Origin of the sequence: Streptomyces lomondensis (assembly GCF_014651035.1) — a bacterium.
GTDB classification, from domain to species: Bacteria; Actinomycetota; Actinomycetes; order Streptomycetales; family Streptomycetaceae; genus Streptomyces; species Streptomyces lomondensis.
The window spans coordinates 1,226,473-1,252,217 of record NZ_BMWC01000001.1; the positions used below are offsets into that span (position 1 = coordinate 1,226,473).

27 protein-coding genes and 1 riboswitch are annotated in these 25,745 nt (G+C 72.7%); of the genes, 17 read left to right on the forward strand and 10 right to left on the reverse strand.

What is annotated here, in order from left to right; translation table 11 throughout:
- Window positions 1–9: 9 nt before the first annotated feature.
- Both IE255_RS05285 and IE255_RS05290 read right to left on the reverse strand, forming a co-directional pair.
- Entirely contained in the window at window positions 10–627 is a 618-nt protein-coding gene (locus IE255_RS05285) for a hypothetical protein (RefSeq protein ID WP_190048914.1), read from the reverse strand.
- Entirely contained in the window at window positions 620–1,417 is a 798-nt protein-coding gene (locus IE255_RS05290; protein ID WP_190048915.1) for an alpha/beta hydrolase, read from the reverse strand. The genes IE255_RS05285 and IE255_RS05290 overlap by 8 nt, the downstream gene beginning before the upstream one ends.
- Window positions 1,418–1,619: 202 nt before the next feature.
- Between IE255_RS05290 and IE255_RS05295 the strand changes: the two genes are divergently transcribed.
- From IE255_RS05295 to IE255_RS05310, 4 genes are read left to right on the forward strand one after another with little or no spacing between them, the layout of a single operon-like run.
- Complete coding sequence (locus IE255_RS05295) at window positions 1,620–2,387, forward strand: lysophospholipid acyltransferase family protein (protein WP_190048916.1); 768 nt, start codon at window positions 1,620–1,622, stop codon at window positions 2,385–2,387.
- Between the two features lie 27 nt (window positions 2,388–2,414).
- Window positions 2,415–3,641 (forward strand): MacS family sensor histidine kinase, encoded by a 1,227-nt coding sequence (macS, locus tag IE255_RS05300; protein WP_190048917.1) that lies wholly within the window; start codon window positions 2,415–2,417, stop codon window positions 3,639–3,641.
- Window positions 3,638–4,327, forward strand: a complete 690-nt coding sequence (locus IE255_RS05305; protein WP_190048918.1) for a response regulator — start codon at window positions 3,638–3,640, stop codon at window positions 4,325–4,327. The genes macS and IE255_RS05305 overlap by 4 nt, the downstream gene beginning before the upstream one ends.
- A 53-nt stretch (window positions 4,328–4,380) precedes the next feature.
- Window positions 4,381–5,409, forward strand: coding sequence for a 6-phosphofructokinase (locus IE255_RS05310; protein ID WP_190048919.1), 1,029 nt, complete (start codon window positions 4,381–4,383; stop codon window positions 5,407–5,409).
- 52 nt (window positions 5,410–5,461) lie between these two features.
- On the opposite strand, the gene IE255_RS05315 is transcribed toward IE255_RS05310, so the two are convergent.
- Window positions 5,462–7,327, reverse strand: coding sequence for an anthranilate synthase family protein (locus IE255_RS05315; protein WP_190048920.1), 1,866 nt, complete (start codon window positions 7,325–7,327; stop codon window positions 5,462–5,464).
- 103 nt (window positions 7,328–7,430) lie between these two features.
- Window positions 7,431–7,487, reverse strand: coding sequence for a trp operon leader peptide (locus IE255_RS40310; RefSeq protein ID WP_078625594.1), 57 nt, complete (start codon window positions 7,485–7,487; stop codon window positions 7,431–7,433).
- A gap of 96 nt (window positions 7,488–7,583) precedes the next feature.
- Between IE255_RS40310 and IE255_RS05325 the strand changes: the two genes are divergently transcribed.
- Together IE255_RS05325 and IE255_RS05330 are read left to right on the forward strand one after the other, a co-directional pair.
- Entirely contained in the window at window positions 7,584–8,936 is a 1,353-nt protein-coding gene (locus IE255_RS05325; RefSeq protein WP_190048921.1) for a class II 3-deoxy-7-phosphoheptulonate synthase, read from the forward strand.
- Window positions 8,937–9,085: 149 nt separating this feature from the next.
- On the forward strand, window positions 9,086–9,319 hold the full coding sequence (locus tag IE255_RS05330; RefSeq protein ID WP_190048922.1) for a (2Fe-2S)-binding protein: 234 nt from the start codon (window positions 9,086–9,088) through the stop codon (window positions 9,317–9,319).
- Window positions 9,320–9,324: 5 nt separating this feature from the next.
- Here the strand turns inward: IE255_RS05330 and bfr are convergent, their stop codons facing one another.
- Window positions 9,325–9,801, reverse strand: a complete 477-nt coding sequence (bfr, locus tag IE255_RS05335) for a bacterioferritin (protein ID WP_190048923.1) — start codon at window positions 9,799–9,801, stop codon at window positions 9,325–9,327.
- 173 nt (window positions 9,802–9,974) lie between these two features.
- Here bfr and IE255_RS05340 point away from each other — a divergent pair, with 173 nt between their 5' ends.
- The 6 genes from IE255_RS05340 (at window position 9,975) to IE255_RS05365 (ending at window position 16,236) form a co-directional block, all read left to right on the forward strand.
- The gene (locus IE255_RS05340; RefSeq protein ID WP_190048924.1) at window positions 9,975–10,625 is read left to right on the forward strand and encodes a sulfite oxidase-like oxidoreductase; all 651 of its coding nucleotides are present in this window, start codon (window positions 9,975–9,977) and stop codon (window positions 10,623–10,625) included.
- A 193-nt stretch (window positions 10,626–10,818) separates the two neighbouring features.
- Complete coding sequence (locus IE255_RS05345; protein WP_190048925.1) at window positions 10,819–11,517, forward strand: Crp/Fnr family transcriptional regulator; 699 nt, start codon at window positions 10,819–10,821, stop codon at window positions 11,515–11,517.
- 108 nt (window positions 11,518–11,625) lie between these two features.
- On the forward strand, window positions 11,626–12,435 hold the full coding sequence (locus IE255_RS05350) for a nucleotidyl cyclase domain-containing protein (protein ID WP_190048926.1): 810 nt from the start codon (window positions 11,626–11,628) through the stop codon (window positions 12,433–12,435).
- Window positions 12,432–14,642, forward strand: coding sequence for a hypothetical protein (locus IE255_RS05355; RefSeq protein ID WP_190048927.1), 2,211 nt, complete (start codon window positions 12,432–12,434; stop codon window positions 14,640–14,642). Before IE255_RS05350 ends, IE255_RS05355 begins: the two co-directional genes overlap by 4 nt.
- Window positions 14,639–15,736 (forward strand): SPFH domain-containing protein, encoded by a 1,098-nt coding sequence (locus IE255_RS05360; protein ID WP_190048928.1) that lies wholly within the window; start codon window positions 14,639–14,641, stop codon window positions 15,734–15,736. The genes IE255_RS05355 and IE255_RS05360 overlap by 4 nt, the downstream gene beginning before the upstream one ends.
- Complete coding sequence (locus IE255_RS05365; protein ID WP_229906283.1) at window positions 15,733–16,236, forward strand: Pycsar system effector family protein; 504 nt, start codon at window positions 15,733–15,735, stop codon at window positions 16,234–16,236. The genes IE255_RS05360 and IE255_RS05365 overlap by 4 nt, the downstream gene beginning before the upstream one ends.
- Window positions 16,237–16,272: 36 nt before the next feature.
- On the opposite strand, the gene IE255_RS05370 is transcribed toward IE255_RS05365, so the two are convergent.
- The 5 genes from IE255_RS05370 to thiO all read right to left on the reverse strand — a co-directional run bounded on the left by IE255_RS05370 (window position 16,273) and on the right by thiO (window position 21,388).
- Complete coding sequence (locus tag IE255_RS05370) at window positions 16,273–17,151, reverse strand: deoxyribonuclease IV (protein ID WP_190048929.1); 879 nt, start codon at window positions 17,149–17,151, stop codon at window positions 16,273–16,275.
- Window positions 17,152–17,210: 59 nt separating this feature from the next.
- A complete protein-coding gene (gene pknB, locus IE255_RS05375; RefSeq protein ID WP_190048930.1) occupies window positions 17,211–19,136 on the reverse strand; it encodes a Stk1 family PASTA domain-containing Ser/Thr kinase in 1,926 nt (641 codons plus the stop codon).
- A gap of 85 nt (window positions 19,137–19,221) precedes the next feature.
- A complete protein-coding gene (locus tag IE255_RS05380; RefSeq protein ID WP_190048931.1) occupies window positions 19,222–20,019 on the reverse strand; it encodes a thiazole synthase in 798 nt (265 codons plus the stop codon).
- Window positions 20,020–20,021: 2 nt separating this feature from the next.
- Window positions 20,022–20,222, reverse strand: coding sequence for a sulfur carrier protein ThiS (gene thiS, locus IE255_RS05385; protein ID WP_190048932.1), 201 nt, complete (start codon window positions 20,220–20,222; stop codon window positions 20,022–20,024).
- Window positions 20,219–21,388, reverse strand: a complete 1,170-nt coding sequence (gene thiO / locus IE255_RS05390; RefSeq protein WP_190048933.1) for a glycine oxidase ThiO — start codon at window positions 21,386–21,388, stop codon at window positions 20,219–20,221. Before thiO ends, thiS begins: the two co-directional genes overlap by 4 nt.
- A riboswitch (TPP riboswitch) is annotated at window positions 21,386–21,497 on the reverse strand. Its footprint overlaps the gene before it by 3 nt.
- A 56-nt stretch (window positions 21,498–21,553) precedes the next feature.
- On the opposite strand from thiO, the gene IE255_RS05395 reads away from it, so the two are divergent.
- The 5 genes from IE255_RS05395 (at window position 21,554) to metF (ending at window position 25,706) form a co-directional block, all read left to right on the forward strand.
- Window positions 21,554–21,904, forward strand: coding sequence for an avidin-fold protein (locus tag IE255_RS05395; protein WP_190048934.1), 351 nt, complete (start codon window positions 21,554–21,556; stop codon window positions 21,902–21,904).
- 32 nt (window positions 21,905–21,936) lie between these two features.
- Entirely contained in the window at window positions 21,937–23,178 is a 1,242-nt protein-coding gene (locus IE255_RS05400; RefSeq protein WP_190048935.1) for an NAD(P)/FAD-dependent oxidoreductase, read from the forward strand.
- A 90-nt stretch (window positions 23,179–23,268) separates the two neighbouring features.
- On the forward strand, window positions 23,269–23,634 hold the full coding sequence (locus IE255_RS05405) for an Rv2175c family DNA-binding protein (protein ID WP_086565101.1): 366 nt from the start codon (window positions 23,269–23,271) through the stop codon (window positions 23,632–23,634).
- A gap of 393 nt (window positions 23,635–24,027) precedes the next feature.
- Window positions 24,028–24,687 (forward strand): thiamine phosphate synthase, encoded by a 660-nt coding sequence (gene thiE, locus IE255_RS05410; protein WP_190048936.1) that lies wholly within the window; start codon window positions 24,028–24,030, stop codon window positions 24,685–24,687.
- 95 nt (window positions 24,688–24,782) lie between these two features.
- On the forward strand, window positions 24,783–25,706 hold the full coding sequence (gene metF / locus IE255_RS05415; RefSeq protein ID WP_190048937.1) for a methylenetetrahydrofolate reductase [NAD(P)H]: 924 nt from the start codon (window positions 24,783–24,785) through the stop codon (window positions 25,704–25,706).
- The last annotated feature ends 39 nt before the right edge of the window (window positions 25,707–25,745 follow it).

Consider the following 25,745-nt stretch of genomic DNA (forward strand, 5'->3'; position numbering starts at 1 on the left):
TCCCGCCGGCTAGACGACCGCCCCGCGCCCCGGGTCGTCGTCCTCGTCATCCGTGCGCATCCGCATCACCAGCGTCGCGAATCCGCCGAGGAAGCCTCCGATGCCCAGCGTGGCCAGCCACCACGTCATCTCCCAGCCGAGCAGCACGGCCAGCAGGAGCAGCACCGGCCCGCCGAGCACCCCGAGCCAGGCGAACTTCGCGGTGACGTCGGCGGACGGCAGCGGGGGCGGCTCCGGCGGCACGAAATGGCCCTCGTCGTCCTCGTCGAAGTCGTCCTCGGTGGGCTCGGGCGCGGAGTAGTCACGCGGGCCGACGCCGGGCGCGAAGGAGACGGAGCCGCCCAGCGGCTTGGCCGGCTCGTCCCCGGACTCCTCGGCCTCCGGCCCCTCCGGGTCGGCGGGCTTCGCGGCCTCCCCGGCCGACCCGGCCGTGTCCGCCCGGTCGTCGTTGGTCACGGGCTCCAGCAGCGCCAGGTCCTCGACCGACTTGAACGGCTTGGCGCCCGGCGGGTCCGGCGGCTCCTCGCCGTACCCGGCGACGATCGCCGCCCAGGCGGCCTCCTCGTCGAACGGGACGCCCTGCTCGTCCGGCTCGCGGCCCTCGCGGTCGGAGTCGTGCTCAGCCACCTGCGGTCGTCCCTTCCTTGCCGAGACCGGGCTCCTTGACGAGGCCGGGTGCGAGCCGGTCGATGAACGCGAGGCTCTCCTCGTGGATCCGGTCCGCGTCATGGTCCAACGTGGCGACGTGGTAGCTCTGTTCCAGGATGACCTCTTTCACGTCGGTCGACGAGATGCGGCTGAGGATACGGGCCGAGTCGGCGGGCGGCACCACATGGTCCTGCGGGCTGCGCAGCAGCAGCACCGGCTGCGTGACCTGCGGCAGCTCGCCGTCGACGACCTGGAAGAACTGCCGCAGGGAGTGCGCCGCGTGCAGCGGCACCCGGTCGTAGCCCAGCTCCCTGCTGTCCGGTTTGGCGATGTCGCTGGCGATGCCCTTCGTCGCCGGGACGAGGTGGCGGATCACGGGCAGGGCGTGCGCGGCCAGGCCGTGCACCTTGTTCGCCGGGTTGACGACCACCACGCCGCTGACGGCGTCGCCGTGCTTCGCGGCCAGCCGCAGGGCCAGGGCGCCGCCCATGGACAGACCGGCCACGAAGACCTTCTCGCGGCGCTCGCACAGGAGGCGCAGCTCGCGGTCCACCTCCGCGTACCAGTCCTGCCAGCCGGTGATCCGCAGGTCCTCCCAGCGCGTGCCGTGCCCGGGCAGCAGCGGCAGGGAGACGGTCAGGCCGTGCTCGGCGAGGTGCTCCGCCCAGGGGCGCAGCGACTGCGGTGATCCGGTGAAGCCGTGGCAGAGGAGGACGGCGACCTCCCCGCCCTCGTGGCGGAACGGCTCGGCTCCGGCAAGGACCGGCACCTTCGGCCTCCTGGTCGTGAGAAGGGACGGACACGATCACGGATGGTCACGGAACGTCATGGAAGGGGTCGCACGTCGTTCGCGGGACCTTCACCGTACGCGACCGCACTGACACCGACCAGGGCCGTCGGCGCCTTTGACGGCGCGCCGGGTTAAGGTCTGAACGACACATACAGGAGGCACTCGGTTGTTGTACGGCGCGATGAAGGTCGCTGTTGGGGGACCGCTGAAGGTCGCCTTCAGGCCCTGGGTGGAAGGCCTGGAGAACGTACCCTCCGAGGGCCCCGCGATCCTGGCGAGCAACCACCTGTCCTTCTCGGACTCGTTCTTCCTGCCCGCGGTCCTGGACCGCAAGGTCACCTTCATCGCGAAGGCGGAGTACTTCACCACGCCCGGGGTGAAGGGCCGGCTGACGGCCGCCTTCTTCAAGGGCGTCGGCCAGCTCCCCGTGGACCGCTCCGGTGCGCGCGGCGCGGGTGAGGCCGCCATCAAGAGCGGCATCGAGGTGCTGGAGCGCGGCGAGCTGTTCGGCATCTACCCGGAGGGCACGCGCTCGCCGGACGGCCGGCTCTACCGCGGCAAGCCGGGCGGCCTCGCGCGCGTGGCGCTCGCCACCGGCGCGCCCGTCCTCCCGGTCGCCATGATCGACACGGAGAAGATCCAGCCGCCCGGCAAGGTCATGCCGAAGCTGATGCGGCCCGGCATCCGGATCGGCAAGCCACTGGACTTCAGCCGCTACCAGGGCATGGAGCACGACCGGTTCGTGCTGCGCGCGGTGACCGACGAGGTCATGTACGAGATCATGAAGCTCTCCGGCCAGGAGTACGTCGACATCTACGCGACGGCCATGAAGCGGCAGCTCGCGGATGCGGCGAAGGCGGAGAAGGCGGCCAGGGCCGCGCTCGCGAAGGCGGAGAAGGAACAGGCCGAGAAGGAAAAGCAGACGGAGCAGCGGCGGACCGAGCCCTAGTCGGGGCCCGGGCCAGGGGCGGGGGACATGGCCAGGCGCGAGCGTGTGATGAGGATGTCGGTCGAGCAGCCGCTGTGGCGTGCGCTGACCGCCTACCGGGTGCTCACGATGCTGTACGCGGTCGGCCTGTTCGCCACCGCCCACGACGAGTTCGCCCGCCCCTGGGTGGCCGTCGCCTACTTCGCCGTGCTGTGCGCGTGGACCCTGGCCACCCTGCCCAGGGTCGCGAGCGCCGCCCGCTGCACCAAGCGGTTCCTCGCCGCCGACCTCACCGTCGCCATCGCCGGCATCCTGCTCACGCCCGTCGCCGACGCGCACGAGCGGGTGCAGGCGGGCGGCCCGACCCTGCCGTCGATATGGACCGCCGGTGCCGTCCTGGCCTTCGCCATCAAGGGCGGCTGGCGCTGGGCGGCCCTGGCCTCCAGCCTGGTGGCCGTCGCCAACCTGGTCGAGCGCGGCAGCCCGGCCCGCGACACCGTCCACAACGTCATCCTGGTCTGCATCGCCTCCATCGCCATCGGCTACGTCGTCGAGGTCGCCCGCGCCTCCGAGCGCACCCTCGCCCGCGCCCTGGAGATCGAGGCCGCGACCCGGGAGCGGGAGCGGCTCGCCCGGGACATCCACGACAGCGTGCTCCAGGTGCTGGCGATGGTGCAGCGGCGCGGGGCGGTGATCGGCGGCGAGGCGGCCGAGCTGGGCCGGATGGCCGGCGAGCAGGAGGTCGCGCTGCGCACCCTGGTCTCCGGCGGGCTGGTACCGGTCTCCCGGGTCTCGGAGGACGCCGCCCAGGGCGCGGTCGTCCGGGCCGTCGAGGAGGAGCCCGAGGAGAGCGGCCCCGTCGACCTGCGCGCCCTGCTCGCGCCGTACGCCGGGGCCAGGGTCAGCCTCGCCGAGCCCGGCGCGCCCGTGCCGCTGGCGCCGGTCGCCGCCCGGGAGGTGGCCGCCGCGGTCGGGGCGGCCCTGGACAACGTCCGCAAGCACGCCGGGGAGCAGGCGCGCGCGTGGATCCTGGTCGAGGACGAGCCGGACGAGGTGATCGTCACCGTCCGGGACGACGGGCCCGGCATCCCGGAGGGGCGGCTCGACCAGGCCGAGGGCGAGGGGCGGCTCGGCGTCGCCCTGTCGATCCGCGGCCGGCTGCGCGACCTCGGCGGCAGCGCGGAGCTGATCTCGGTGCCGGGGCAGGGCACGGAGGTCGAGTTGAAGGTACCGAAGGACCTGACGGACGTACGGGGGAAGGCGGAGCGGCGATGATGGAGAGCACGGAGGACAGGCGGGACCCGATCAAGGTCATGGTGGTCGACGACCACCCCATGTGGCGCGACGCCGTCGCCCGTGACCTGGCCGAGTCGGGCTTCGAGGTGGTCGCCACCGCGGGCGACGGCGACCAGGCCGTGCGCCGCGCCAAGGCCGCCGCACCCGAGGTGCTCGTGCTCGACCTGAACCTGCCCGGCAAGCCCGGCGTCCAGGTGTGCAAGGAGGTCGTCGCCGCGAACCCCGCGCTGCGCGTGCTCGTGCTGTCCGCGAGCGGCGAGCACGCCGACGTCCTGGAGGCCGTGAAGTCCGGCGCGACCGGCTACCTGCTGAAGTCGGCCTCCACCGAGGAACTCCAGGACGCGGTCCGCCGTACGGCCGTCGGCGACCCGGTCTTCACCCCCGGCCTCGCCGGGCTGGTCCTCGGCGAGTACCGCCGCCTGGCCTCCGAACCCGCCCCTGCACAGGACACCGACGAACCGAAGGCGCCCCGGCTCACCGACCGCGAGACCGAGGTGCTGCGCCTGGTCGCCAAGGGCCTGAGCTACAAGCAGATCGCCGAACGCCTGGTCATCTCCCATCGCACGGTGCAGAACCACGTGCAGAACACCCTCGGCAAGCTCCAGTTGCACAACCGCGTGGAGCTGGTCAGGTATGCGATAGAGCGCGGCCTCGACGACGAGTGAGGCGCACGTCACACTGACCCTTCGTCAGGCACCTGCGGCGAAGGGACTGTTCCATGCGCGTCGGAGTACTGACCGGAGGCGGCGACTGCCCCGGCCTCAACGCCGTCATCCGGGCCATCGTCCGCAAGGGCGTACAGGAGTACGGCTACGACTTCACCGGCTTCCGGGACGGCTGGCGAGGACCCCTGGAGAACGACACCGTCCGGCTCGACATCCCCGCCGTGCGCGGCATCCTGCCCCGCGGCGGCACCATCCTCGGCTCCTCGCGCACCAACCCGCTGAAGGAGCGGGACGGCATCCGGCGGATCAAGGAGAACCTCGCCGGGCTGGAGGTCGAGGCGCTCATCGCCATCGGCGGCGAGGACACCCTGGGCGTGGCCGCCCGGCTCTCCGACGAGCACGGCGTGCCCTGCGTGGGCGTCCCGAAGACCATAGACAACGACCTGTCCGCCACCGACTACACCTTCGGCTTCGACACCGCCGTCGGCATCGCCACCGAGGCCATCGACCGGCTGCACACCACCGCCGAGTCCCATATGCGCGTCCTGGTCGTCGAGGTGATGGGCCGGCACGCCGGCTGGATCGCCCTGCACTCGGGCCTGGCCGGCGGTGCCAACGTCATCCTCATCCCCGAGCAGCGCTTCGACGTGGAGCAGGTGTGCGCCTGGGTGACCTCCCGCTTCCGGGCGTCGTACGCGCCGATCGTGGTCGTCGCCGAGGGAGCCATGCCCAAGGACGGCGACATGGTCCTCAAGGACCAGACGCTGGACTCCTTCGGGCACGTCCGGCTGTCCGGTGTCGGCGAGTGGCTCGCCAAGGAGATCGAGAAGCGCACGGGCAAGGAGGCCCGCACGACGGTCCTGGGCCATGTCCAGCGCGGCGGCACCCCCAGCGCCTTCGACCGCTGGCTCGCCACCCGTTTCGGCCTGCACGCCATCGACTGCGTCCGCGACGGCGCCTTCGGCACGATGGTCGCCCTGCGCGGCACCGACATCGTCCGCGTCCCCATCGCCGAGGCGACGGCCCGCCTGAAGACGGTGGATCCGAAGCTGTACGAGGAGGTCGGGGTGTTCTTCGGCTGACCGCCCCGCTTCCGGTGCCGGCCGGGGCCGCGCGGCCCCGGCCGGCACGGGACTACACCGAGGGCGTGCTCGTGCCCCGCAGCTGCCCGATCAGTTCCCGCACGACCCGCGCCCCGTTCAGCGTGAGCACCGACTCGGGGTGGAACTGCACACCGGCGAACCCGGGCCCGCGCAGCGCGTGCACCTCCCCGTTCGCGGCGTGGGAGACCTCGACCCCGTGGGCCGCCAGCTCGGCCGCCGCCTCGTCGTCGCAGCGCGCCACGAAGCTGTTGTAGAACCCGACGGTCTCCCGCCGCCCGAACAGCTCGATCTCCGTCTGCGCCCCCTGGTACGGCACTTCCTTCCGTACGATGTCCAGCCCCAGCTCGGCCGCGATCAGCTCGTGCCCGAGGCAGACGCCCAGCACCCCCTGCCGTTCGCCCCGGATCACCTCGGAGGTCAGGGCGCGCAGCGTCCGCATCTTCGGGTCCGCCAGGTCGGACGGGTCCCCCGGCCCGGGCCCCAGCACCACCGGCCCCTCGTGCCCGAGCACGGCCTCCCGCAGCCCCGGCTCGTCGTACCGCCGCACGGTCACCTCCAGGCCGCCGGCGCGCAGCACGTGCGCGAGCATCGCCGTGAAGGTGTCCTCACCGTCGACGACCAGGGCGTGCCCGGCCAGTTCCGCGGACCGCTCCTGCATCCGCAGCCAGAACGGGGCGAGCGAGGCCCGGCGCCCGTCGAGCGCGGCACGCACGCGTGGATCGTCGGCGAGGCGGGCGCGGCTCCGCTCCTGGCGCGGCCGGGACGGCCCTACCCCCAGGGCCGCCAGCACACCGGCCGCCTTCGCATGGGTCTCGGCCACCTCGCTCGCCGGGTCCGAGCCGCGCACGAGGGTCGCGCCGACCGGCACCCGCAGCCGTCCGCCCGCGTCGATGTCGGCGGTGCGGATCAGGATGGGGGAGTCGAGGGTCTGTGCCCCGCCCGAGTTCCGGCCGAGCAGCGCCAGCGCCCCGGCGTAGTAGCCCCGCCCGCCGGCCTCGTGCCGCTCGATGACCCGGCAGGCGTTCTGCACCGGCGACCCGGTGACGGTCGCCGCGAACATGGTCTCCTTCAGGACCTCCCGCACATCCAGCGAGGACCTGCCGCGCAGCTCGTACTCGGTGTGCGCGAGGTGCGCCATCTCCTTCAGCCGGGGTCCGATCACCACACCGCCCATGTCGCCGACGGTGCACATCATCTTGAGCTCCTCGTCGACGACCATCGACAGCTCCTCGATCTCCTTGCCGTCGGCGAGGAAGTCCAGCAGGTGCTCGGGCGTCGGCCCCTCGGCGGGGTAGCGGTAGGTGCCGCTGATCGGGTTCATGACGACCGTGCCGCCGGACATCCGGACGTGCACCTCCGGGCTCGCCCCGACCAGGGTCCGCTCCCCGGTGTGCACGACGAACGTCCAGTACGCCCCGCGCTCGCCCTCCAGCAGCCTCCGGAACAGCGCCAGCGCCTCGGCCCGGCCGAACCCGGGGATCTCGCCCTGGTACGTCCGCCGGATCACGAAGTTCGCGCCCTCGCCCCGCCCGATCTCCTCCCGCAGCACCCGCCCGACGATCTCCGCGTACTCCTCGTCGCCGACGTCGAAGCCGCCGCGCTCGACGCGCACGTCCCGCGCCGGGAGCTGTTCCAGCGCGTCGGCCAGCGGGATGCCGTACGTCTCCTCGGGCGTCAGCGCCAGCAGGGGCGTGCCGTCGTCGCGGACGTCGAAGCCGCGCTCGCGGATCTGCCGGAAGGGGACGAGCGCGAGGCTGTCGCCGGGGAGGTCGCGCAGCCGGTCGTACGGGGCGACCGGGCCGATCAGGACCTCCACCAGCTCGTGGTCGTGACCGGGGGTGCGGCGGCGGAGCAGGGCGAAGGGACGGGGATCGTCCAGCAGCTGTGCCAGGTCCATGGTTCCTCTTCCGTCGAATCACGTCGATGTCGGTGAGGAACGACCCGGGAAACACCGAAGGCCGCCCCTCGGGCGGCCTTCGCGAAGTCGTGTGTACGCGCAGTCAGCGGGCCGCCGGATGAGCGGTCCACCACCAGGTCTGGGTCGAGTGCGCGAACATGCGAGGCACCCTACCCCAAGTCCGAGGGGCGTACCCGGTGTCTCAATTACTGGGCATCGGTCAGGGCGCCCGACACGACCCCGTAATGTTGAGGTCGTGACCGTGAACGCTAAGACCAGCGCGAGCGCTGGCAACACCTGGCGAGACCTGCCCGCGGCGCAGCAGCCCGAGTACCCCGACCCCGAGGCTCTGCGCGCAGTCGTTGCGGACCTCGAGTCGTATCCGCCGCTCGTCTTCGCGGGCGAGTGCGACCAGCTGCGCGCCCGGATGGCGGCCGTCGCCAAGGGAGAGGCGTTCCTCCTCCAGGGCGGCGACTGCGCCGAGGCTTTCGACGCGGTGTCCGCCGACCAGATCCGCAACAAGCTCAAGACGCTGCTCCAGATGGGCGCCGTGCTCACGTACGCCGCGTCCGTGCCGGTCGTGAAGGTCGGCCGGATCGCCGGCCAGTACTCCAAGCCGCGCTCCAAGCCGACCGAGACCCGCGACGGCGTGACGCTGCCGACGTACCGGGGCGACTCGGTCAACGGCTTCGACTTCACCGAAGAGGCCCGGATCCCGGACCCCGAGCGCCTGAAGCGGATGTACCACGCCTCGGCCTCCACGCTGAACCTGGTGCGTGCCTTCACCACCGGCGGCTACGCCGACCTGCGCCAGGTGCACGCCTGGAACCAGGACTTCGTGAAGTCGTCCCCGTCGGGGCAGCGCTACGAGCAGCTCGCTCGCGAGATCGACAACGCGCTCAACTTCATGCACGCCTGCGGGGCCGACCCGGAGGAGTTCAAGACCGTCGAGTTCTACTCCTCGCACGAGGCGCTGCTGCTCGACTACGAGTCGGCCCTGACCCGCGTCGACTCGCGCACCGGACAGCTGTACGACGTCTCCGCGCACATGGTGTGGATCGGCGAGCGCACCCGGCAGCTGGACCACGCGCACATCGAGTTCGCCTCGAAGATCCGCAACCCGATCGGCATCAAGCTGGGCCCGACGACCACGGCCGAGGACGCGCTGCAGTACATCGAGCGCCTCGACCCGGAGCGGGAGCCGGGCCGGCTGACCTTCATCGTCCGCATGGGCGCCGACAAGGTCCGCGACAAGCTCCCCGAGCTGGTCGAGAAGGTCACCGCCTCGGGCGCCACCGTGGCCTGGGTGACCGACCCGATGCACGGCAACACCTTCGAGGCTGCCTCCGGGCACAAGACCCGCCGCTTCGACGACGTGCTCGACGAGGTCAAGGGCTTCTTCGAGGTCCACAAGGAGCTCGGCACCCACCCGGGCGGCATCCACGTGGAGCTGACCGGCGACGACGTCACCGAGTGCGTGGGCGGCGGCGACGAGATCTTCGTCGACGACCTGCACCAGCGCTACGAGACGGCCTGCGACCCGCGGCTCAACCGCAGCCAGTCGCTCGACCTGGCGTTCCTCGTGGCCGAGATGTACAGGGACCAGTAACAGGTACGCCTGTTACCGGGCATCGACTGGGGCGCGGATCACATACGATCCGCGCCCCTCTCGACTTTTGCGGCTCCCACCCGGCGGGTAAGGTTAGGTTAGCCTCACCGATCAACGGGGACGGCACCATAGAGCGAACCCGTCGGGAGGTGGACCGCGTGTACGTATGCAGTTGCTTCGGGATCACCGAGCAGCAGGTCAAGCAGCATGCGGACAGTGGCGCCTGCACCCCCCGCCAGATAGCCTCCGCCTGCAAGGCGGGTACGGACTGCGGGTCCTGTGTGCGCCGAATCCAGGCGATCCTGGGCAGGGGTGCCTGCCCTCGCCGTGAACTGGCCGACCGCGGTCAGCCCGTACTCGCGGAACTGGAAGACGCCGCCTAGCCTCGCTAGCTCGGCTGCTCGATCTGCTGCGCGAGGTACAGCGCCTCGCCGAGCTTGTCGATGAGCTCCAGCTGTGTGTCCAGGTAGTCGATGTGGTGCTCCTCGTCCTCGAGGATCGACTCGAAGAGGTTTGCCGACGTGATGTCGCCCTTGCTGCGCATCACCTCGATGCCGCGCCTGAGGCGGTCGATCGCCTCGACCTCGACCTGCCGGTCGGCCTGGAACATCTCGGTGACCGTCTGGCCCACCCGGACGTGGAACAGGCGCTGATAGTTGGGCAGACCGTCCAGCATGAGAATGCGCTCGGTGATCTTGTCCGCGTGCTTCATCTCGTCGATGGACTCTTCACGCGTGTACTTGGCGAGCTTGGTCCAGCCTTTGTTGTCCTGGATCCGGTAGTGCAGCCAGTACTGGTTGATCGCCGTCAGCTCGCCGGTCAGCTGCTCGTTCAGGAATTCGAGGACCTCGGGGTCGCCCTGCATCGCAGAGGCTCCTTCCACGGGGGGAACTGGCAGGTTGCGCCGCATGATTCCACCGGCGGCGAAGATCGTCCAGTAAGTCTTCACTTAGTAAGTAAGGGCATGCTTAGTTCTATTTGCCCCGTTTGAGGTGACCCCCGTCAGGGGCATCACCCGAGGTCTGTCAGGATGGAGTCATGGGTCAGCCGGTGGGACGCGAATCGGGAGAAGGGCACGATTCAGCAGGAGCGACGCAGCCCGGCCTGCCGCCGGGGCAGCGGGTGCAGCGCGGCTGGCCGGTCACGCACTACGGGCCCGTCCCCAAGTTCCGGCCCGAGCGGTGGGAGTTCCGGGTCTTCGGCGCCACCGCCGACGGCGGCAAGCACTGCTGGTCCCACGAGGAGTTCACGGCCCTGCCGCACACCACCGTCGTGGCCGATCTGCACTGCGTCACGAAGTTCAGCATGCTGGGCGCCGAGTGGGGTGGCATCCCCGCCCGCACGATCCTCGACATCGCCCCGCCCGCGGACGACGTCACCCATGTGATGGTGTGGGCGGAGTACGGCTTCAGCTCCAACCTCCGCCTGACCGATTTCACGGCCGACCACACCCTCTTCGCCACCCACAAGGACGGCGAGCTGCTCACCGCCGAGCACGGCTTCCCGCTGCGGCTGATCGTGCCCCACCTGTACGCCTGGAAGGGCCCCAAGTGGGTGCGCGGCGTGGAGTACATGACCGCCGACCGGCGCGGCTTCTGGGAGGAGCGCGGCTACCACAACATCGGGGACCCCTGGCGGGAACAGCGCTACTCGTACCAGGAGGGGCCCGGGGACGGCCCCGAGCTCTGACCCCGGCGGCGCGCACGCCGAGGGCGGTCACCGGCCGGTGGGGGCGCTGGGCGGCCCCCGGGGGGCGCACGTTCCGTGCATGGGGCGCTACCCTTTCAGTCTTGCCTGGTGGGCGCCGTCCCGTGCGGACCGTACCGCCGGGCTCGCGGTGTTCCGCTTGAGGTCGGTCGGGCCAACGCTGTCGGGGGACGATGTGGGGCTGTTCGGAGAGCGCCGTACCTTCCTGGAAGGACTGGGGCCGGCGGATCGTGACGCCTTGGCCGGCTTAGGCACCCGGCACGACTACCCGGCTCACGAGACCCTCCTGTCGGAGGGCGAGCGCACGACGTTCGCCGTGGTGATCCTGGAGGGCTGGTCCGCCGTGTGGACGGCGACCGAACGCGGCGGACGGCTCATGCTGGGCCTGCGCCAGGCCGGGGAGGTCGTGGGCGACATGGCGGCCCTCGACGGACGTCCGCGCAGCGCCTCGGTGAGCGCCCTCGGGCCCTTGACGGGGCTGGTCGTCCCGGGGGAGCGGTTCCGTCGCTTCCTGGCCGCCCGCCCCCGCGCCAACGCGCTGATCATGAGCCAGCTCACCGAGCGGCTGCGCAGCGCCGACCACGAGCGCCGTGCCCTGGCCTCCATGACCGTCCTCCAGCGGCTGTCCGAGCGGCTCGTCGAACTCGCCGACCGCACCGGGCGGGTGGAGCGCGAGGGCGTCACCATCCGGCTGCCCCTCGCCCAGCACGAGCTGGCCGCGTCGGTCGGATCCACCCGCGAGGCCGTGGCGAAGGCGCTGCGCCTGCTGCGTGAGCAGGGCCTGGTGCGGACCGGCCCGGGCACGCTCGCCGTCGCCGACCTCGAACCCCTGCGCCTGCTCGCGGGCGGGGCGCAGCACGGCAGAGACACCTGATCACACCGACTTGCCCCCGCTGTGTAAACGGCTACAGCGCGGCCCCGCCGGCACCGCCAGCATCGGGGGTACGGCCGTCGGGATGTCGGGGAGCACGAGGAGAGGCCGATGGAAGCGGAAGACGAGTACAACGTCATCATCAGCGTGGACGCCGAGGGGTCGGGCAGACTGACCGATCCCGAGAAGGACCGGATGCGCGCCAGACTCTACGAGGTCACGGGGCAGGCCTTCGAGAAGGCCGGCCTCCGCCCGCCACGCCTGTACCAGGAGGACCGCGGGGACGGCGTCCTCAGCTTCGTGCCGACCTGTGTGCGCCGCAGGGTGGTGGGGGAGTGGCTGGAGTACCTCCACCAGAACCTGCGGGAGGTCAACCGCGACCTGCGCACCCCGCTGCGCCTGAGGGTGGGCATGCACATCGGTCCGGTCAGGGCCGACGCCCACGGCCGCTCCGGCCGCGCCGTCGACCTGGCCTGCCGGCTGTGCGACTGCGCCACGGCGAAGGCGGTCCTCGCGGCCGCTCCCCAGAAGTCCCCGCTGGTGGCGGTGGTCTCCGACCGGCTCCACGAGGAGGCCGTGCTGTCCGGCGGCCGCTGGGTGGAACCGGATCATTACCGCCGCTACGACGTGGAACTGAAGGAGGGCGGCAGCTCGGCCTGGTTCATCGTGCCCGGGCTGCCCCAGCCGCCGGAACCCGAGCCCGCCGACGAGACCGACGGCCCGGGTGGTCGTGAGGACACCCCGTCCGGGCCGGGCGGCACGCCCGCGCCCCGGGATCCCGCCGCGGCGCCCAAGGGGCCGGCGGCGCAGCACGCGAAGGTCGTCCAGGAGGTCCACCAGCACGGCAACGGGCAGTTGTGGTCCGGCAACTTCGAGAACATCAACATCGGCCGCCCCGGGACCGGCGGGAGTGACCGGTGAGCGCGGACAACGCCGCACCCGCCGGTCCCGCGCCGGGCGGCGCGCAGCCCGGGCAGCCCGGCAACGTCAAGCCGGCGGCGGGCGCCCAGCGGGCCGACCAGGCGCCCCAGCCCGACCAGGCGGCGGCCGGCCCCGACCAGAACGACGTCATCGGCGCCGCCGCCGACGCACTCGCCGAGGACGGGCTGCCGGGCACCTCGGCCGCCGCCTCCCGCGTCTACCGGGCGTCCTCCCACGGATCCGGCAACCTCTTCAGCGGCACCTTCGAGTCCATCACCGTGCTCGGCATGCCCGAGGCCGCCGGCCAGCTGCGCGCGGGCCCGCTCCCCGCCGACGAACTGCGCACCCTGCGCCGGGTGTTCCAGGAACCGGAGGAGTACGGCGCGTGGAAGGCACGGCTGCGGTCCGACCGGCTGATCGTGCTGTGCGGGCAGCCCGGCACCGGCCGCGCCTACACCGCCCTGTCCCTGCTGGACGACGTGACCCGGGGCCATGTCTCCCGGCTCGACCCCCGGTCCGACCTCGCCGAACTGGAGGAGAGCCAGATCGAACCGGGCCACGGGTACGCCCTGGAGCCCGCGGACTCGGGCCTGCCGGACGAGACCGGCCTCGACCGGCTGTGCGAACTCCTCGGCAAGCAGGAGTCGTACGCGGTGCTGCTCGCCACCCCCGAACCGGGCGACGTCCTCTCCCGGCGCGGCCGCTACTACTGCCGGCACACCCCCGCGTCCGCCGCCGACGTCGTCGACGGCCACCTCGCCACGGAACTCGAGGAGGATCCCGGCGACCTGTACGAGCGGGCCCGCGAACTGGCGACCGACGCCGCGGTGCTCGAAGCCACCGGACTCGACGAGTTGCTGCCCGCGGAGGCCAAGCGGTTCGCCGCCCTCCTCGCCCGGCAGGTGCGCGGTGACCTGACCCACGACGAACTCCTCGCCCGCTGCCGCCGGTTCGCCGAGGAACAGGCCGCCGACTGGTTCGCCGGCGGTGCGCTCGCGGAGAGTCCGCAGCGCTTGCGGGACGCGGCCTACCGCATCGCCGTGGCCGTGCTGGGCCGCGCCTCCCTCAGCGCCGTCGCCGAGGCCGCGGAGATCCTCGCCTGGGAACTCGCCGTCACGGCCGACCCGGAGGCCAACCCCGGCCGCCCGCTCTTCAGCGACGGCGTCGACGCCCGGCTGGCCTCGGCCCGCGCGGTGGCGGACACCGGCGTGGAGCAGGTCGGGGACGAGGACGTGCCGGTGCGTACCGTGCGCTTCCGGGGCGAGGCGCTCGGCCCCGCCGTCCTCGGCCACCTGTGGCAGCACCGGCACAACGTGCGCGGACCCGTCCTGCGCTGGCTGGCCGGACTGTGCGAGGACTCCCGCCCGCAGGTGTGGGTCCGCGCCGCCATGGCCGCCGGTCTCCTGTGCGGGCTCGACTGCTCGCACACCGTCCAGGAACTCGTGCAGCCCATGGCCCAGGCCCCGCAGGCCCGCCGCCGCCTGTTCGCCGCGACCGTCCTCGACGTGGCCGTCACCACCCCGGAGGTCGGTACGGCCGTCCGCGCCCTGGTCCGGCACTGGGCGACCCAGGGCGACGAGCACCTGCGCTGGACCGCGGGCGCCGTGCTCGGCCGGGGACGGGCCACGGCCACGGTCGCCGACACCCTGGACCTCCTGGGCCGCATCGGCGTCTGGGAGGACGGCACGCTGCGGGCCGCCGCGGGGGTCCAGGTCGCCCACCTCGCCGGAGCCCACTGCGATCCGCTCGTCCTCCGGCGCATCCGGGCCTGGCTGTCCGACGCGCGACGGCCCCAGCAGGACCTCGGCCTGCAGAGCACCGTCTTCCTCGCCTCCGTCTCCGCGACAGACCTGTGGAACCAGCACCCGGACCTCGCCGACCGCGGCGACTGGCCCCTCATGCTGGCCCTCGCCGAGGCCCGTCCCGAGCTCGCCAGGGAGCTCGCGGGGCTGCTGTGGACGGCCCTCCAGACCGGCCGGTCCTACGAGGCGGCCCTGGACACGGTGTCGGACTGGCTGCGCCGGAGCGCCGACCAGCCCTGGGCGTCGCGGCTGGAGTCGTTCCTGCCCCTGCTGGTGCACGGCCAGGACGACCGGGACCGGCTGCTCGCCCTGCTCAAGGAACTGTCCGAAGACCCCGACCAACCACTGAACGACCAGCAGGTCCGCCGCTTCCACACGGCGGTCCAGGGAGCGGGTACACGATGACGCAGAACGGATGGGGCCAGCAGTGGCCCCAGCAACCGCAGAACTGGCAGGCGGAGTTCGCCCTGCCGCACGATCTGAGAGGGCCCTTCATCAGGGAGTTCACCCCGCAGGGCGGCTACCGGCATCTGCACAGCCAGGTGGCCTCGGTGCTCTACTACCGCAACGGCGGGCACAGCGTGGTCACGGTCCGCGGCGCCGAGCACCACAACAAGCCGCTGATGGGCAAGCCCACCTCCGTGTGCTGGATCGCCCGCGGCCAGCACCAGGTCTCCTTCCAGCTGGAACTGCCCACCTCCGGCGACCGGTCCCGGTTCAAGGCCGGCGCGGACGTCAACTGGGAGGTGCGGGACTTCCATCTGGCGGCCGAGAAGCGGGTGGTGGACGTGGAGCGCATGCTGCGCCCGCCGCTGGAGAGCCGGCTGCGCGGCGTCAGCCGGCGCTACGGCCTGGACTCCGCGCAGCAGGTGGACGAGGCCATCCAGGACGAGCTGGCCAGCGGCCGGTGGAACGACTTCGGCGCCGACCTCGGCCTGGTCACCCAGGTGTTCATCCGCATCGACCTCGGCCAGGCCGCCGCCGACCACCACGCCCAGATGGTGGCGGTGGAGAAGAGCACCGAGGTCCAGCAGGCCATGGACACCGCCCAGAAGGCGCGGGTCATGGCGAACATGGAGGACGCGCAGAAACTCATCAGTGCGGGCGAGGCGACCCAGTACGCGCATCTGCTCGCGCAGGACCCCAGCCGCGCCCAAGACATCCTGGCCGAGCTCCAGCGGCAGGCACGCGCCCAGCGGCAGGGCGCGCTCGACTACCTGACCAACCTGATCAACCAGGGCGTGGTCCAGCGCCACCAGATCGACGACCAGGTACGGGCGCTCATCGAATTCAGCCGCACGGCCTCCTCGACCGTGTTCCAGAACGGAGTACCGCCGGCGCCGACCGCGCTGCCGGCCCCGCCCGTGCCGCCGCATCCGCCGCTGCCCCCGGCGGCCCCGTCCGACGCCCCGCCGATCCCGCCGCCCGCCGCCCCGGCGGACGCCGCCGAGGAGACGGACACCCCTCAGGACGACACCGGTGTCGGAGGGCGCGCGTGACGGCGGCCCAGCCCGTGCCGCAGTCGGACACGGCCGACCACTACGTCGCCGAACGGCTGCTGGTGACCGTACGCGAGGACCTGGGCCGTGCGGACGTGAAGGCGTCCATCCTGCTCTCGGGCGCCGTGGCGGCACCGGCGCTGGTCCTCGGCCGGGGCGGGGCGCTCCCCGCCTCCGGGGCCGCTCTGGGATTCCTGGTGGCCGGCGGAGCGCTGTGGGCGGCCGGGACGCTGCTGCTGCTCGCGGTGATCGCCCCGCGCACCGGCACCCTCCGGACGGCACCCGGTGCGACGTTCTACGGCGACGCGCTCGGCGCCCCGGACGCGGAGGCGCTGCGTGCCGCGGTCACCCGGGCCGGACAGGACCGGGTGGCCTGGCTGCTGGTCCAGTTCCAGGACGTCAGCGCGATCCTGGCGGCGAAGTACCGCTGGCTGCGCTGCTCCATGGCCCTGCTCGGCGCGGGGCTGCTGCTGGCGGCCGTCGGGGTCGCCGTGGGCTGACCGGCGGGACCGTCTCCCGGTCCCGCCGGCGGCGCGTCAGCCGTCGCGCAGCTTCTTCAGCCGCTCCACGTCCGCCGCGTGCCCCTCCTTGCCGCCCGGCGTCTCGATGATCAGCGGCACGCCCTCGGTGGCGGGGTGCGTCATCAGCGCCCGGAACGGGTCCTCGCCGATGTGGCCGGCGCCGATGTTCTCGTGCCGGTCCTTGTGCGCGCCCACCACGTCCTTGGAGTCGTTGGCGTGGATCAGCTTCAGCCGGCCCTCGCCGACCGTTTCCACCAGCAGGTCCAGCGTCCGGTGCATGCCGCCGGGGCCGGTCAGGTCGTGCCCGGCCGCGAAGATGTGGCAGGTGTCCAGGCAGACGCCGAGCATCGGGTGGGCGTCCAGCGCCTCGAAGTACGGGCCGAAGTCCCACGTCCGCGAGCACAGGGAGGCGCCCTGGCCGGCGGTCGACTCCAGCAGCAGGTACGGGTCGTCGTCGTGGGTCAGCTCGTCGAGCAGCGGCAGCAGGTGCTCCCGGACCTGCTTCAGCGCCACGGACCGCTCCCGGCCGCCGGTCGCGCTGCCGGTGTGCACCACCACGCCCAGCGCCCCGATCTCCCGCCCGCGCCGCAGCGAGTGCCGCAGCGACTCCACCGACCGCTCCACGGTCGCCTCGGTGTGCGAGCCGAAGTTGATCAGGTAGGGGGCGTGCACGTACGCCGGGATCGACTCGGCCTCGCACGCGGCGCGGAACGCCTCGTCCTGCTTCGGGTTCCCGAGCGGAGTGGCCCAGCCGCGCGGGTTGGCGACGAAGACCTGGACGGTCTCCGCCTCGAGGTCACGGGCGTACGACAGGCCGACGGAGTGGAGCCCGCCGGCCACGGGGACGTGGCCGCCCACGGGATTGCGGGAGGGGCCGGACAGCTGAGGGTTCACCTGTTCAGGGTGTCATGCGTCCGGCCCTGCCCCGTCCACGGGCTCCCTGCCCGCGACCGTCACCTGATCTTGATGGTGATCGTCGAGCCCTTGGGCGCCGGCTCCCCGCCGGCGACGGACTGGCTCTCGACGGTGTCGCCGAACAGGCCGAGCAGACCGCGGTCCTCGTCGACCTGGAACCCGGCGCCTTCCAGCTTCCGCTTGGCGTCGTCGACGCTGTCGCCGACCACGTCCGGCACCTCGACCATCTCCGGGCCCTTCGACAGCGTCAGCGTGACCGTGTCGCCTTCGGCCGCCTGACCGCCCGCGTTCGGGGTCTGCCGGGCGACCTGGCCCTTGTCGAACTCGGAGGAGGTGACCCGCTCGGTGGCGATCTCCACCTTGAGACCGGCGTCCTGGAGCTCGGACCTCGCGTCCGCCAGGTCCGAGCCGGTGACGTCCGGGATGTCGACGGGGCTGCCCTTGCTGACGACGAGCGCGACTGCCGTGCCCGCACGCACCTTCGTGCCGTCCGCCGGCTGCGCGGAGATCACCGAGCCGCGCGGCACGTCCTCGCTGAACTCCCGGGTGACCATGCCCGGCTCCAGCCCGTCCTGCTTCAGCTGGGCCCGCGCCCGGTCCAGCCGCTGGCCCTCCAGGGCGGGCACGCGCACCGTCTCGGGGCCGTCGGAGACGGTGATGCTCACCGAGTCGTTGCCGCGGATGCGCGTCCCGGCCTTCGGGTCGCTGCTGATGACCTGGCCGCGCCGCACGGTGTCGCTGTAGGCGTGCTCGACCTCGCCGAGCTCCAGACCGGCCTCCCGCAGCCGGTCCTCGGCCTGGTCCTGGGTCTTCGCCAGCAGCGGCGGGACCTCGGTGAACTGGCCGGAGTTGATGTACCAGACGCCGGTGCCCAGGCCGAGCACGAGCAGGACGGCGACGACGATCGCCACCGGGCGGCGCCGGGACCCAGGGCGGCGCCGGGACGGCGGGGGCGGCGGCGACCGGAAGCGGCTGGTGCGGTTGAGCACCGCCTCGTCGTCCTCGTTGACGGGCAACGGACGCGGTGTCGTCAGTGCACGCGGGATCACGCTCGTCCGGTCGTCGGCGTTGTCGTGCTCCGCCGTGAGCGCCTGCGGCGGCACCACGTCCAGCTGGTCCGCGCTCAGCCGGCTGCGCCCGTCACGGACCTGCGCGAGCAGCGCGACCGCGTCGTACGGGCGGATCTCCGGGGTGCGGGCCGTCGCCGAGGCCACCATCTCGTCCAGCTCGTACGCCAGGCCGGGCACGGCGGCCGAGGGCGGCGGGACGTCCTCGTGCAGGTGCTTGTAGAGGATGACGGCGGGGGAGTCCCCGTCGTGCGGCTTGTCGCCGGTGAGCATCTCGTAGAGCATCACCCCGCACGCGTACACGTCGACGCGGGGGTCGGCGGTGCCGTTCTCTATCTGCTCGGGGGCGAGGTACGAGACCGTGCCGAGCACGGTGCCCGTGGTGTTCGTCACCGTGTCCACGGCCCGGACCAGGCCGAAGTCGGCGACCTTGACCCGGCCGTCGTCCCCTATCAGGACGTTCTCGGGCTTCATGTCCCGGTGCACGAACCCGGCGCGGTGGGCGGCGCCCAGGGCGGCCAGCACCGGCTCCAGGATGTCCAGGGCGGCGCGCGGCTGGAGCGCCCCGCGCTCGCGCAGCACGTCCCGGAGGGTGCAGCCCGCGACGTACTCCATGGCCAGGTACACGTACGAGCCGTCGGTGCCCTGGTCGAAGACCTGCACCACGTTCGGGTGGGCCAGCCGGGCGACCGACTTCGCCTCGCGGATGAACCGCTCGACGAACGAGGCGTCGACCGCGAGGGAGGGGTGCATCACCTTGAGCGCGAGGACCCGGTCGAGCCGGGTGTCCACGGCCCGGTAGACCGTGGCCATCCCGCCGACCGCGATCCGCGCGTCGATGCGGTACCGGCCGTCGAGCACCTGCCCGACCAAGGGGTCCTGAAGGGTCGTGTCCACGCAGGCGAGTGTACGAGTCGTGACCGACAGCCCCGTCCCCCCGGCGGATTCGGGGTGGGACTGCAGCCGTCCTGTGACGTGTCCCCTACCGGAAGGCGGGGCGCTCCGGATCCAGCACGGCCAGGCCCTCGGCCGGTGACGACGCCTCCGCGAAGTGCCGCCGCGGAATCCGCCCCGCCCGGTACGCCAGCCGCCCCGCCTCCACGGCATGCCGCATGGCGTCGGCCATCAGCACCGGCTCCTGCGCCCGCGTCACCGCTGAGGCGAGCATCACACCCGCGCAGCCCAGCTCCATCGCCAGCGCCGCGTCGGACGCCGTGCCGGCGCCCGCGTCCAGGATCACCGGCACGCGCGCGTGCTCGACGATCAGCTGGAAGTTGTGCGGGTTGCGGATGCCGAGCCCGGAGCCGATGGGCGAGCCGAGCGGCATGACCGCGGCGCAGCCCACGTCCTCCAGCCTGCGCGCCAGCACCGGGTCGTCGTTGGTGTACGGCAGCACCGTGAACCCGTCGTCGACCAGCGTCTCGGCCGCCTCCAGCAGCTCGATCGGGTCCGGCAGCAGGGTGCGCTCGTCGGCGATGACCTCCAGCTTGATCAGGTCCGTGCCGAGGGCCTCGCGCGCGAGGCGGGCCGTGAGGACGGCCTCGCCGGCGGTGAAACAGCCCGCCGTGTTGGGCAGGACGCGAATGCCCAGCCTGTCGAGGACGGACAGCACCGAGCCGTGCACCGAGGGGTTCACGCGGCGCATCGCGACGGTCGTCAGCTCCGTCCCGGAGGCGACCAGCGACCGCTCCAGCACGTCGAGGCTGGGCGCCCCGCCCGTGCCCATGATCAGGCGGGACGTGAAGGACGTACCCCCGAGGACGAACGGATCGTCGGCCATGGTCAGCCTCCTTGGACGGCGGTGAGGACCTCCACGCGGTCCCCCTCGGAGAGGGGCGTGGACGGCCACTGCGTGCGCGGGACGACGGTTTCGTTGAGGGCGGCGGCCACTCCTGAGGGCGAGGTGGTCAGCGAGTTCACGACGGCGTCGAGAGCCGTGCCGGGCCGGACGTCCCGGGGCTCCCCGTTGACGGAGATGATCATGCGGGCTGCTCCGTGAGTGCGGTGGCGGTGCTGAAGCGCTTCGGGGTGAAGGGGCGGGCCTCCTCCGGGAGTTCGCCCGTCGCCAGCACGTGCGCCATGGAGTCGCCGGTGACCGGCGTGAGCAGGACGCCGTTGCGGTAGTGCCCGGTGGCCAGCAGCAGTCCCTCCAGCCCGGTCGGGCCGAGCAGCGGCGCGTTGTCGGGGGAGCCGGGGCGCAGCCCGGCCCGGGTCTCGGTGAGGGGCAGCTCGGTGATGCCCGGGACCAGCTCGTGGGCGTCGCGCAGCAGCTCGTACACGCCGCCCGCGGTCACGGTGGTGTCCCAGCCCAGCTCCTCGCTGGTCGCCCCGATGACCAGCTCGCCGCTCTCGCGCGGCACCAGATAGACGTGGCTGCCGCGCACGACCGCGCGCACGGTCCGGCTGAGGAAGGGCCCGTGCCGCCGCGGCATGGTCAGCCGTACGACCTGCCCCTTCACCGGCCGCACGGGCGGCAGCACGTCCTCCGGGACGCCGGCGAGCCGCCCGCTGAGGCTGCCCCCGGCCAGCACGACCTGCCCGGCGCCCAGCCCGGTCCCGTCGGCGGTGACGACACCGGCGGCCCGGTCCGCCACGACGGTCAGCCGCTCCGCCCACGCGCGGTGGAAGACCACGCCTTCCCGCTCGCACGCGGCCACCAGCGCCCCGGCCAGCCGCCGCGGGTCGATCTGGTGGTCGCCGTCGACCCGCAGCCCGCCGCGCACGCCCGGCGCGAGCATCGGCTCCAGGCGGCGGCACTCCCGCCCCGACAGCCACTGCGACTCCAGGCCCGACTGCTGCTGAAGTGCGTGCAGTTCGCGCAGATGGGCCCGGTCGTCGGCGTCCAGCGCGACGGCGAGCGTGCCGCACCGCCGGTAGCCGAGGTCGTGGCCGGTCAGCTCGGTGAGCTCGGCCGCGAAGTCCGGGTAGCGCCGTGCGGAGGCGAGGTTCAGGCCGAGCAGGGTCTGCTCGCCGTAGTGCAGCTCCGTGACGGCGGCCAGCATGCCGGCGGCCACCTGCGCGGCTCCGCCGCCCGGCTCGGGGTCCACGACGGCCGTGGCGAACCCGCGCTGCGCGGCCCGCCACGCGGTGACCAGGCCGATGATCCCGCCCCCGATGACGAGGACGTCTGACGTTCGCGTACGCGACATGGGCGTCCAGCCCCTCCCTTCGCCGGCATGACCCGGATCAGGTTCGTACGGTCGGAGGCCGCCAGCCTCCCTCTCAGCCCGGTGCGTCCGGGCTCCCGCGAGTGCCTTACGTTGGCCACCCACCCTAGCCCGATGCCGTACGGCGCAGTAAGGGAGCCACCCGCCATGGCCCGATCCCTCGACGGTCTCGTCCTCGCCCCGGTCGCCGACCAGGCACCGGGCCAGGTCGGGACCCGCACCCGGTTCACGTACCACGAGAAGGACGGCGAGATTTGGGCCGAGTACACGGGCGGGGACGTCGTACGCGGACATCTCGTGGGTACCCGGGAGGGCGACAGACTGGACTTCCGGTACGTACAACTCAAGGCGGATGGGACCACATCCTCCGGGCACTGCGTGTCGACGGTCGTGGAACTGCCCGACGGGCGGGTGCGGCTGGAGGAGAGCTGGGAGTGGGAGTCCCAGTCGGGCAGCGGGACGAGCGTTGTGGAGCAGGTCACGGCGCATGAGCACTGACTGACGAAATGTCAGTTGTCTATGGTGATCAGGTGAGCGAGCAGACGCAGGAACCAGGTTCGTCCGCGCCGCGGCGCGTGGTCGTGGCGGGCGCGGGCATGGCCGGTGTGCAGACCGCGGTCGCCCTGCGGGAGCAGGGGTTCACCGGCGCCGTGATCCTGATCGGCGCCGAACCCCACCAGCCGTACGACCGGCCCCCCTTGTCCAAGGCCGTCCTGCTCGGCAAGGCCGAGGGCTCCGCCTTCGACGTCGACTTCGAGGCCCTCGGCATCGAGCTGCGGCTCGGCTGCGAGGTGCTGGGCCTGCGCCCCGGCGACCACGAGCTGGACACCGAGGACGGGCCCGTGCCGTACGACGTCCTGGTCGTCGCGACCGGGGCCGAACCGATCCGGCTGCCCGGCGCGGAGGGCGTGCCCGGCGTCCATCTGCTGCGCACCCTGGACGACGCCGAGCGGCTGCGGCCGGTGCTGGCCCGCCGGCACGACATCGTGGTCGTCGGCGCGGGCTGGATCGGCGCGGAGTTCGCCACGGCCGCGCGCGAGGCGGGCTGCGCGGTGACCGTAGTGGAGGCCGCTGAGCGGCCGCTCGCCGGGGCCCTGCCCGCCGAGGTGGCCGCCCCGATGGCCCGCTGGTACGCCGACGCGGGGGCCGTGCTGCGGACTCACGCGCGCGTGGAGCGCGTCGAGCCCGGCGAGGTGCTCCTCGACGACGGCTCGCGGCTGCCCGCGGACGCGGTTGTCGTCGGCATCGGCGCCCGCCCGGCGACGGCGTGGCTGGCCGGCTCCGGGATCGCGCTCGGCACGCACGGCGAGATCGTGGCCGACGAGCACCTGCGCACGTCCGCGCCGGACGTCTACGCGGTCGGCGACTGCGCCTCCTTCCCCTCGGGGCGGTACGGCGAGCGCCTGCTCGTGCACCACTGGGACAACGCCCTCCAGGGGCCGCGCACGGTGGCGCTGAACATCATCGGCCGGGCCACGGGGGAGACCCCGGCGGTCTACGACCCGGTGCCGTACTTCTGGTCCGAGCAGTTCGGCCGGTTCGTGCAGTACGCCGGGCACCACGCGGCCGCCGACACCACGGTGTGGCGGGGCGACCCGTCCGGCCCGGCCTGGACGGTCTGCTGGCTGCGCGCCGAGCGGCTGGTCGCGCTGCTGGCGGTGGGCCGCCCCCGGGACCTGGCCCAGGGCCGCCGCCTGATCGAGTCGGGCACGCCGATGAATCCGGTGCTGCTCCAGGACCCGGCGAGGCCCCTGAAAGCGGCCACGGCGTAGGGGCCGGGGACCGGTCTCCGGCCCGGCGCGTCCGCCCAGGTGGACGGGGCTGACTTCCGACTGTCAGTGGCGGATGGCAGGCTGGTTTCCGTGACCGAGATTGACGCAAAGATCGATGCTCTCGTCCCCGCCTGGCTCACCCTCCCCGACATCGCCGAACAGTTCGGCGTCGAGGTGACGCGTGTGCGGCAGCTGGTCAAGGAGGGCCAGCTCATCGCCGTACGCCGCGGTGAGAACCGCGCGCTGCACGTTCCCGCCGCCTTCATCGACGGGGACAAGGTCGTCAAGGGCCTGTCCGGCACCCTGACGCTCCTGCGGGACGACGGCTTCACGGTCGAAGAGATGCTGGAGTGGCTGTTCACCCCCGACCCGTCCCTGCCCGGCACGCCGGCGCAGGCGCTGAGCGAGAACCGCGGCACGGAGGTGAAGCGCCGCGCCCAGGCGCTCGCGGTCTGACCCGACCTCGACCGAACAACCGTCCGGCACCGCGAGAGCGGGGCCGGGCCTGAACAACCGCCCGGTGTGTGGGCCGTGGCCCGTGGGGGTCACGGCCCGGGGGTCGGCCGCGCCTGTTCGGGGCCGTGGGCCTCCGGGCCGCCGGGCCGCCCTGAGGGCAGGCGTAAGGTGCCCGAGGCGGTCGACGCGGGGACCTGGAGCTCCCGCGGCGCACGCCACCGGCATACGGGCGCTTCGCACCCGAACCGCACGGACACCCGGGCGCTTCGCACCCGAACCGCACGGACACCCGGGCGCTTCGCACCCGAACCGCACGGACACCCGGGCGCTTCGCACCCGAACCACACGGATCACCCGGGCGCGCCCGCGCCACCGACACCCAGGGGGACACGCATGACCGGCACCGCCGCCACCGCCCGGGCCCAGCTCGCCGACGCCCGGGTCTACCTCTGCACCGACGCCCGCAAGCGGCAGGGCGACCTCGCGGAGTTCCTCGATGCCGTGCTGGCCGGCGGCGTCGACATCGTGCAGCTGCGGGACAAGGGCATGGAGGCGGCCGAGGAGCTGGAGCACCTGGCCCTCTTCGCCGACGCCTGCGCCCGGCACGGCAAGCTCCTCGCGGTCAACGACCGCGCGGACGTCGCCCATGCCGTCGGCTCCGACGTGCTGCACCTCGGCCAGGGCGACCTCCCGGTCCCCGCGGCCCGGGCCGTCCTCGGCGACGACGTCCTGATCGGCCGCTCCACCCACGCCGAGCCCGAGGCCGCCGCGGCCGCCGTGCAGGACGGCGTGGACTACTTCTGCACCGGCCCGTGCTGGCCGACCCCCACCAAGCCCGGCCGCCACGCCCCCGGCCTGGACCTCGTCCGGTACACCGCGGCCCTCGGCACCGACCGCCCCTGGTTCGCCATCGGCGGCATCGACCTCGGCAATCTCGACCAGGTCCTGGACGCCGGAGCCCGGCGCGTCGTCGTCGTACGGGCGATCACCGAGGCCGACGACCCGGGCGCGGCGGCGGCCGCGTTCGCGAAGCGGCTGCGGGAGAACCAGTGACGCCGGATTGTCCAAAGGGTGGACAACAAGTAGACAAATAGGGCAAATATGCGCGTCCGGTTGGGGGACCGACCGCCCCTGGCTAACCTGCCGGTATGGCCCTCGGCACCGCATCCATCAGGTCGGACCACGCGCGCACCGTCCGCGACATGCTCGCGACCGGCAAGACGACGTACTCGTTCGAGTTCTACGCCCCCAAGACCCCGAAGGGCGAGCGGAACCTGTGGAACGCGCTGCGCCGGGTCGAGGCGGTGGCACCCGACTTCGTCTCCGTGACCTACGGCGCCGGCGGCTCCACCCGCGCGGGCACGGTCAAGGCGACCGAGGCGATCGCCTCCGACACCACCCTCACGCCGATCGCCCACCTCACCGCGGTCGACCACTCGGTGGCCGACCTGCGCAACATCATCGGCCAGTACGCCGACGCCGGGATCCGCAACATGCTCGCCCTGCGCGGCGACCCGCCCGGCGACCCGATGGGCGAGTGGGTGCCGCACCCCCGGGGCCTGGCCTACGCCTCCGAGCTGGTCGAGCTGATCAAGGCGTCCGGTGACTTCTGCGTGGGCGTCGCCGCCTTCCCGGCGATGCACCCGCGCTCCACCGACTGGGACTCCGACGTCCGCCACTTCGTCGACAAGTGCCGCGCGGGCGCCGACTACGCCATCACGCAGATGTTCTTCCACCCGGAGGACTACCTCCGGCTGCGCGACCGCGTCTCGGCCGCCGGCTGCGACACCCCGATCATCCCCGAGGTCATGCCGATCGCCAGCGTGAGGTCGCTGGAGCGGATCGGCTCGCTCACCAACGCCGCGTTCCCGCCCGCCCTGAAAGAGCGGATCCTCACAGCAAAAGACGATCCGGCCGCTGTACGCTCCATTGGGATCGAATTCGCCACGGAGTTCTGTGCGCGGCTGCTCGCCGAGGGTGTGCCCGGCTTGCACTTCATCACGCTCAACAACTCCACCGCGACACTGGAAATCTACGAGAACCTGGGCCTGCACCAGCGACCGCAGGCCTAGACCGTTCGCACCGGTATACGACACACTGCGTAGCGGCCA

What these genes read in the sequence shown, in the direction of transcription:
- bfr (WP_190048923.1), bottom strand. Translation starts at nt 9,801, where the DNA reads ATGCAGGGCGACCCCGAGGTCCTCGAATTCCTGAACGAGCAGCTGACC.
- IE255_RS05340 (WP_190048924.1), top strand. Translation starts at nt 9,975, where the DNA reads ATGGGTCAGCCGGTGGGACGCGAATCGGGAGAAGGGCACGATTCAGCA.
- IE255_RS05380 (WP_190048931.1), bottom strand. Translation starts at nt 20,019, where the DNA reads ATGGCCGACGATCCGTTCGTCCTCGGGGGTACGTCCTTCACGTCCCGC.
- macS (WP_190048917.1), top strand. Translation starts at nt 2,415, where the DNA reads ATGGCCAGGCGCGAGCGTGTGATGAGGATGTCGGTCGAGCAGCCGCTG.
- thiE (WP_190048936.1), top strand. Translation starts at nt 24,028, where the DNA reads ATGACCGGCACCGCCGCCACCGCCCGGGCCCAGCTCGCCGACGCCCGG.
- IE255_RS05295 (WP_190048916.1), top strand. Translation starts at nt 1,620, where the DNA reads ATGAAGGTCGCTGTTGGGGGACCGCTGAAGGTCGCCTTCAGGCCCTGG.
- IE255_RS05305 (WP_190048918.1), top strand. Translation starts at nt 3,638, where the DNA reads ATGATGGAGAGCACGGAGGACAGGCGGGACCCGATCAAGGTCATGGTG.
- IE255_RS05310 (WP_190048919.1), top strand. Translation starts at nt 4,381, where the DNA reads ATGCGCGTCGGAGTACTGACCGGAGGCGGCGACTGCCCCGGCCTCAAC.
- IE255_RS05360 (WP_190048928.1), top strand. Translation starts at nt 14,639, where the DNA reads ATGACGCAGAACGGATGGGGCCAGCAGTGGCCCCAGCAACCGCAGAAC.
- thiO (WP_190048933.1), bottom strand. Translation starts at nt 21,388, where the DNA reads ATGTCGCGTACGCGAACGTCAGACGTCCTCGTCATCGGGGGCGGGATC.
- metF (WP_190048937.1), top strand. Translation starts at nt 24,783, where the DNA reads ATGGCCCTCGGCACCGCATCCATCAGGTCGGACCACGCGCGCACCGTC.
- IE255_RS05395 (WP_190048934.1), top strand. Translation starts at nt 21,554, where the DNA reads ATGGCCCGATCCCTCGACGGTCTCGTCCTCGCCCCGGTCGCCGACCAG.
- thiS (WP_190048932.1), bottom strand. Translation starts at nt 20,222, where the DNA reads ATGATCATCTCCGTCAACGGGGAGCCCCGGGACGTCCGGCCCGGCACG.
- IE255_RS05350 (WP_190048926.1), top strand. Translation starts at nt 11,626, where the DNA reads ATGGAAGCGGAAGACGAGTACAACGTCATCATCAGCGTGGACGCCGAG.
- IE255_RS05315 (WP_190048920.1), bottom strand. Translation starts at nt 7,327, where the DNA reads ATGGACCTGGCACAGCTGCTGGACGATCCCCGTCCCTTCGCCCTGCTC.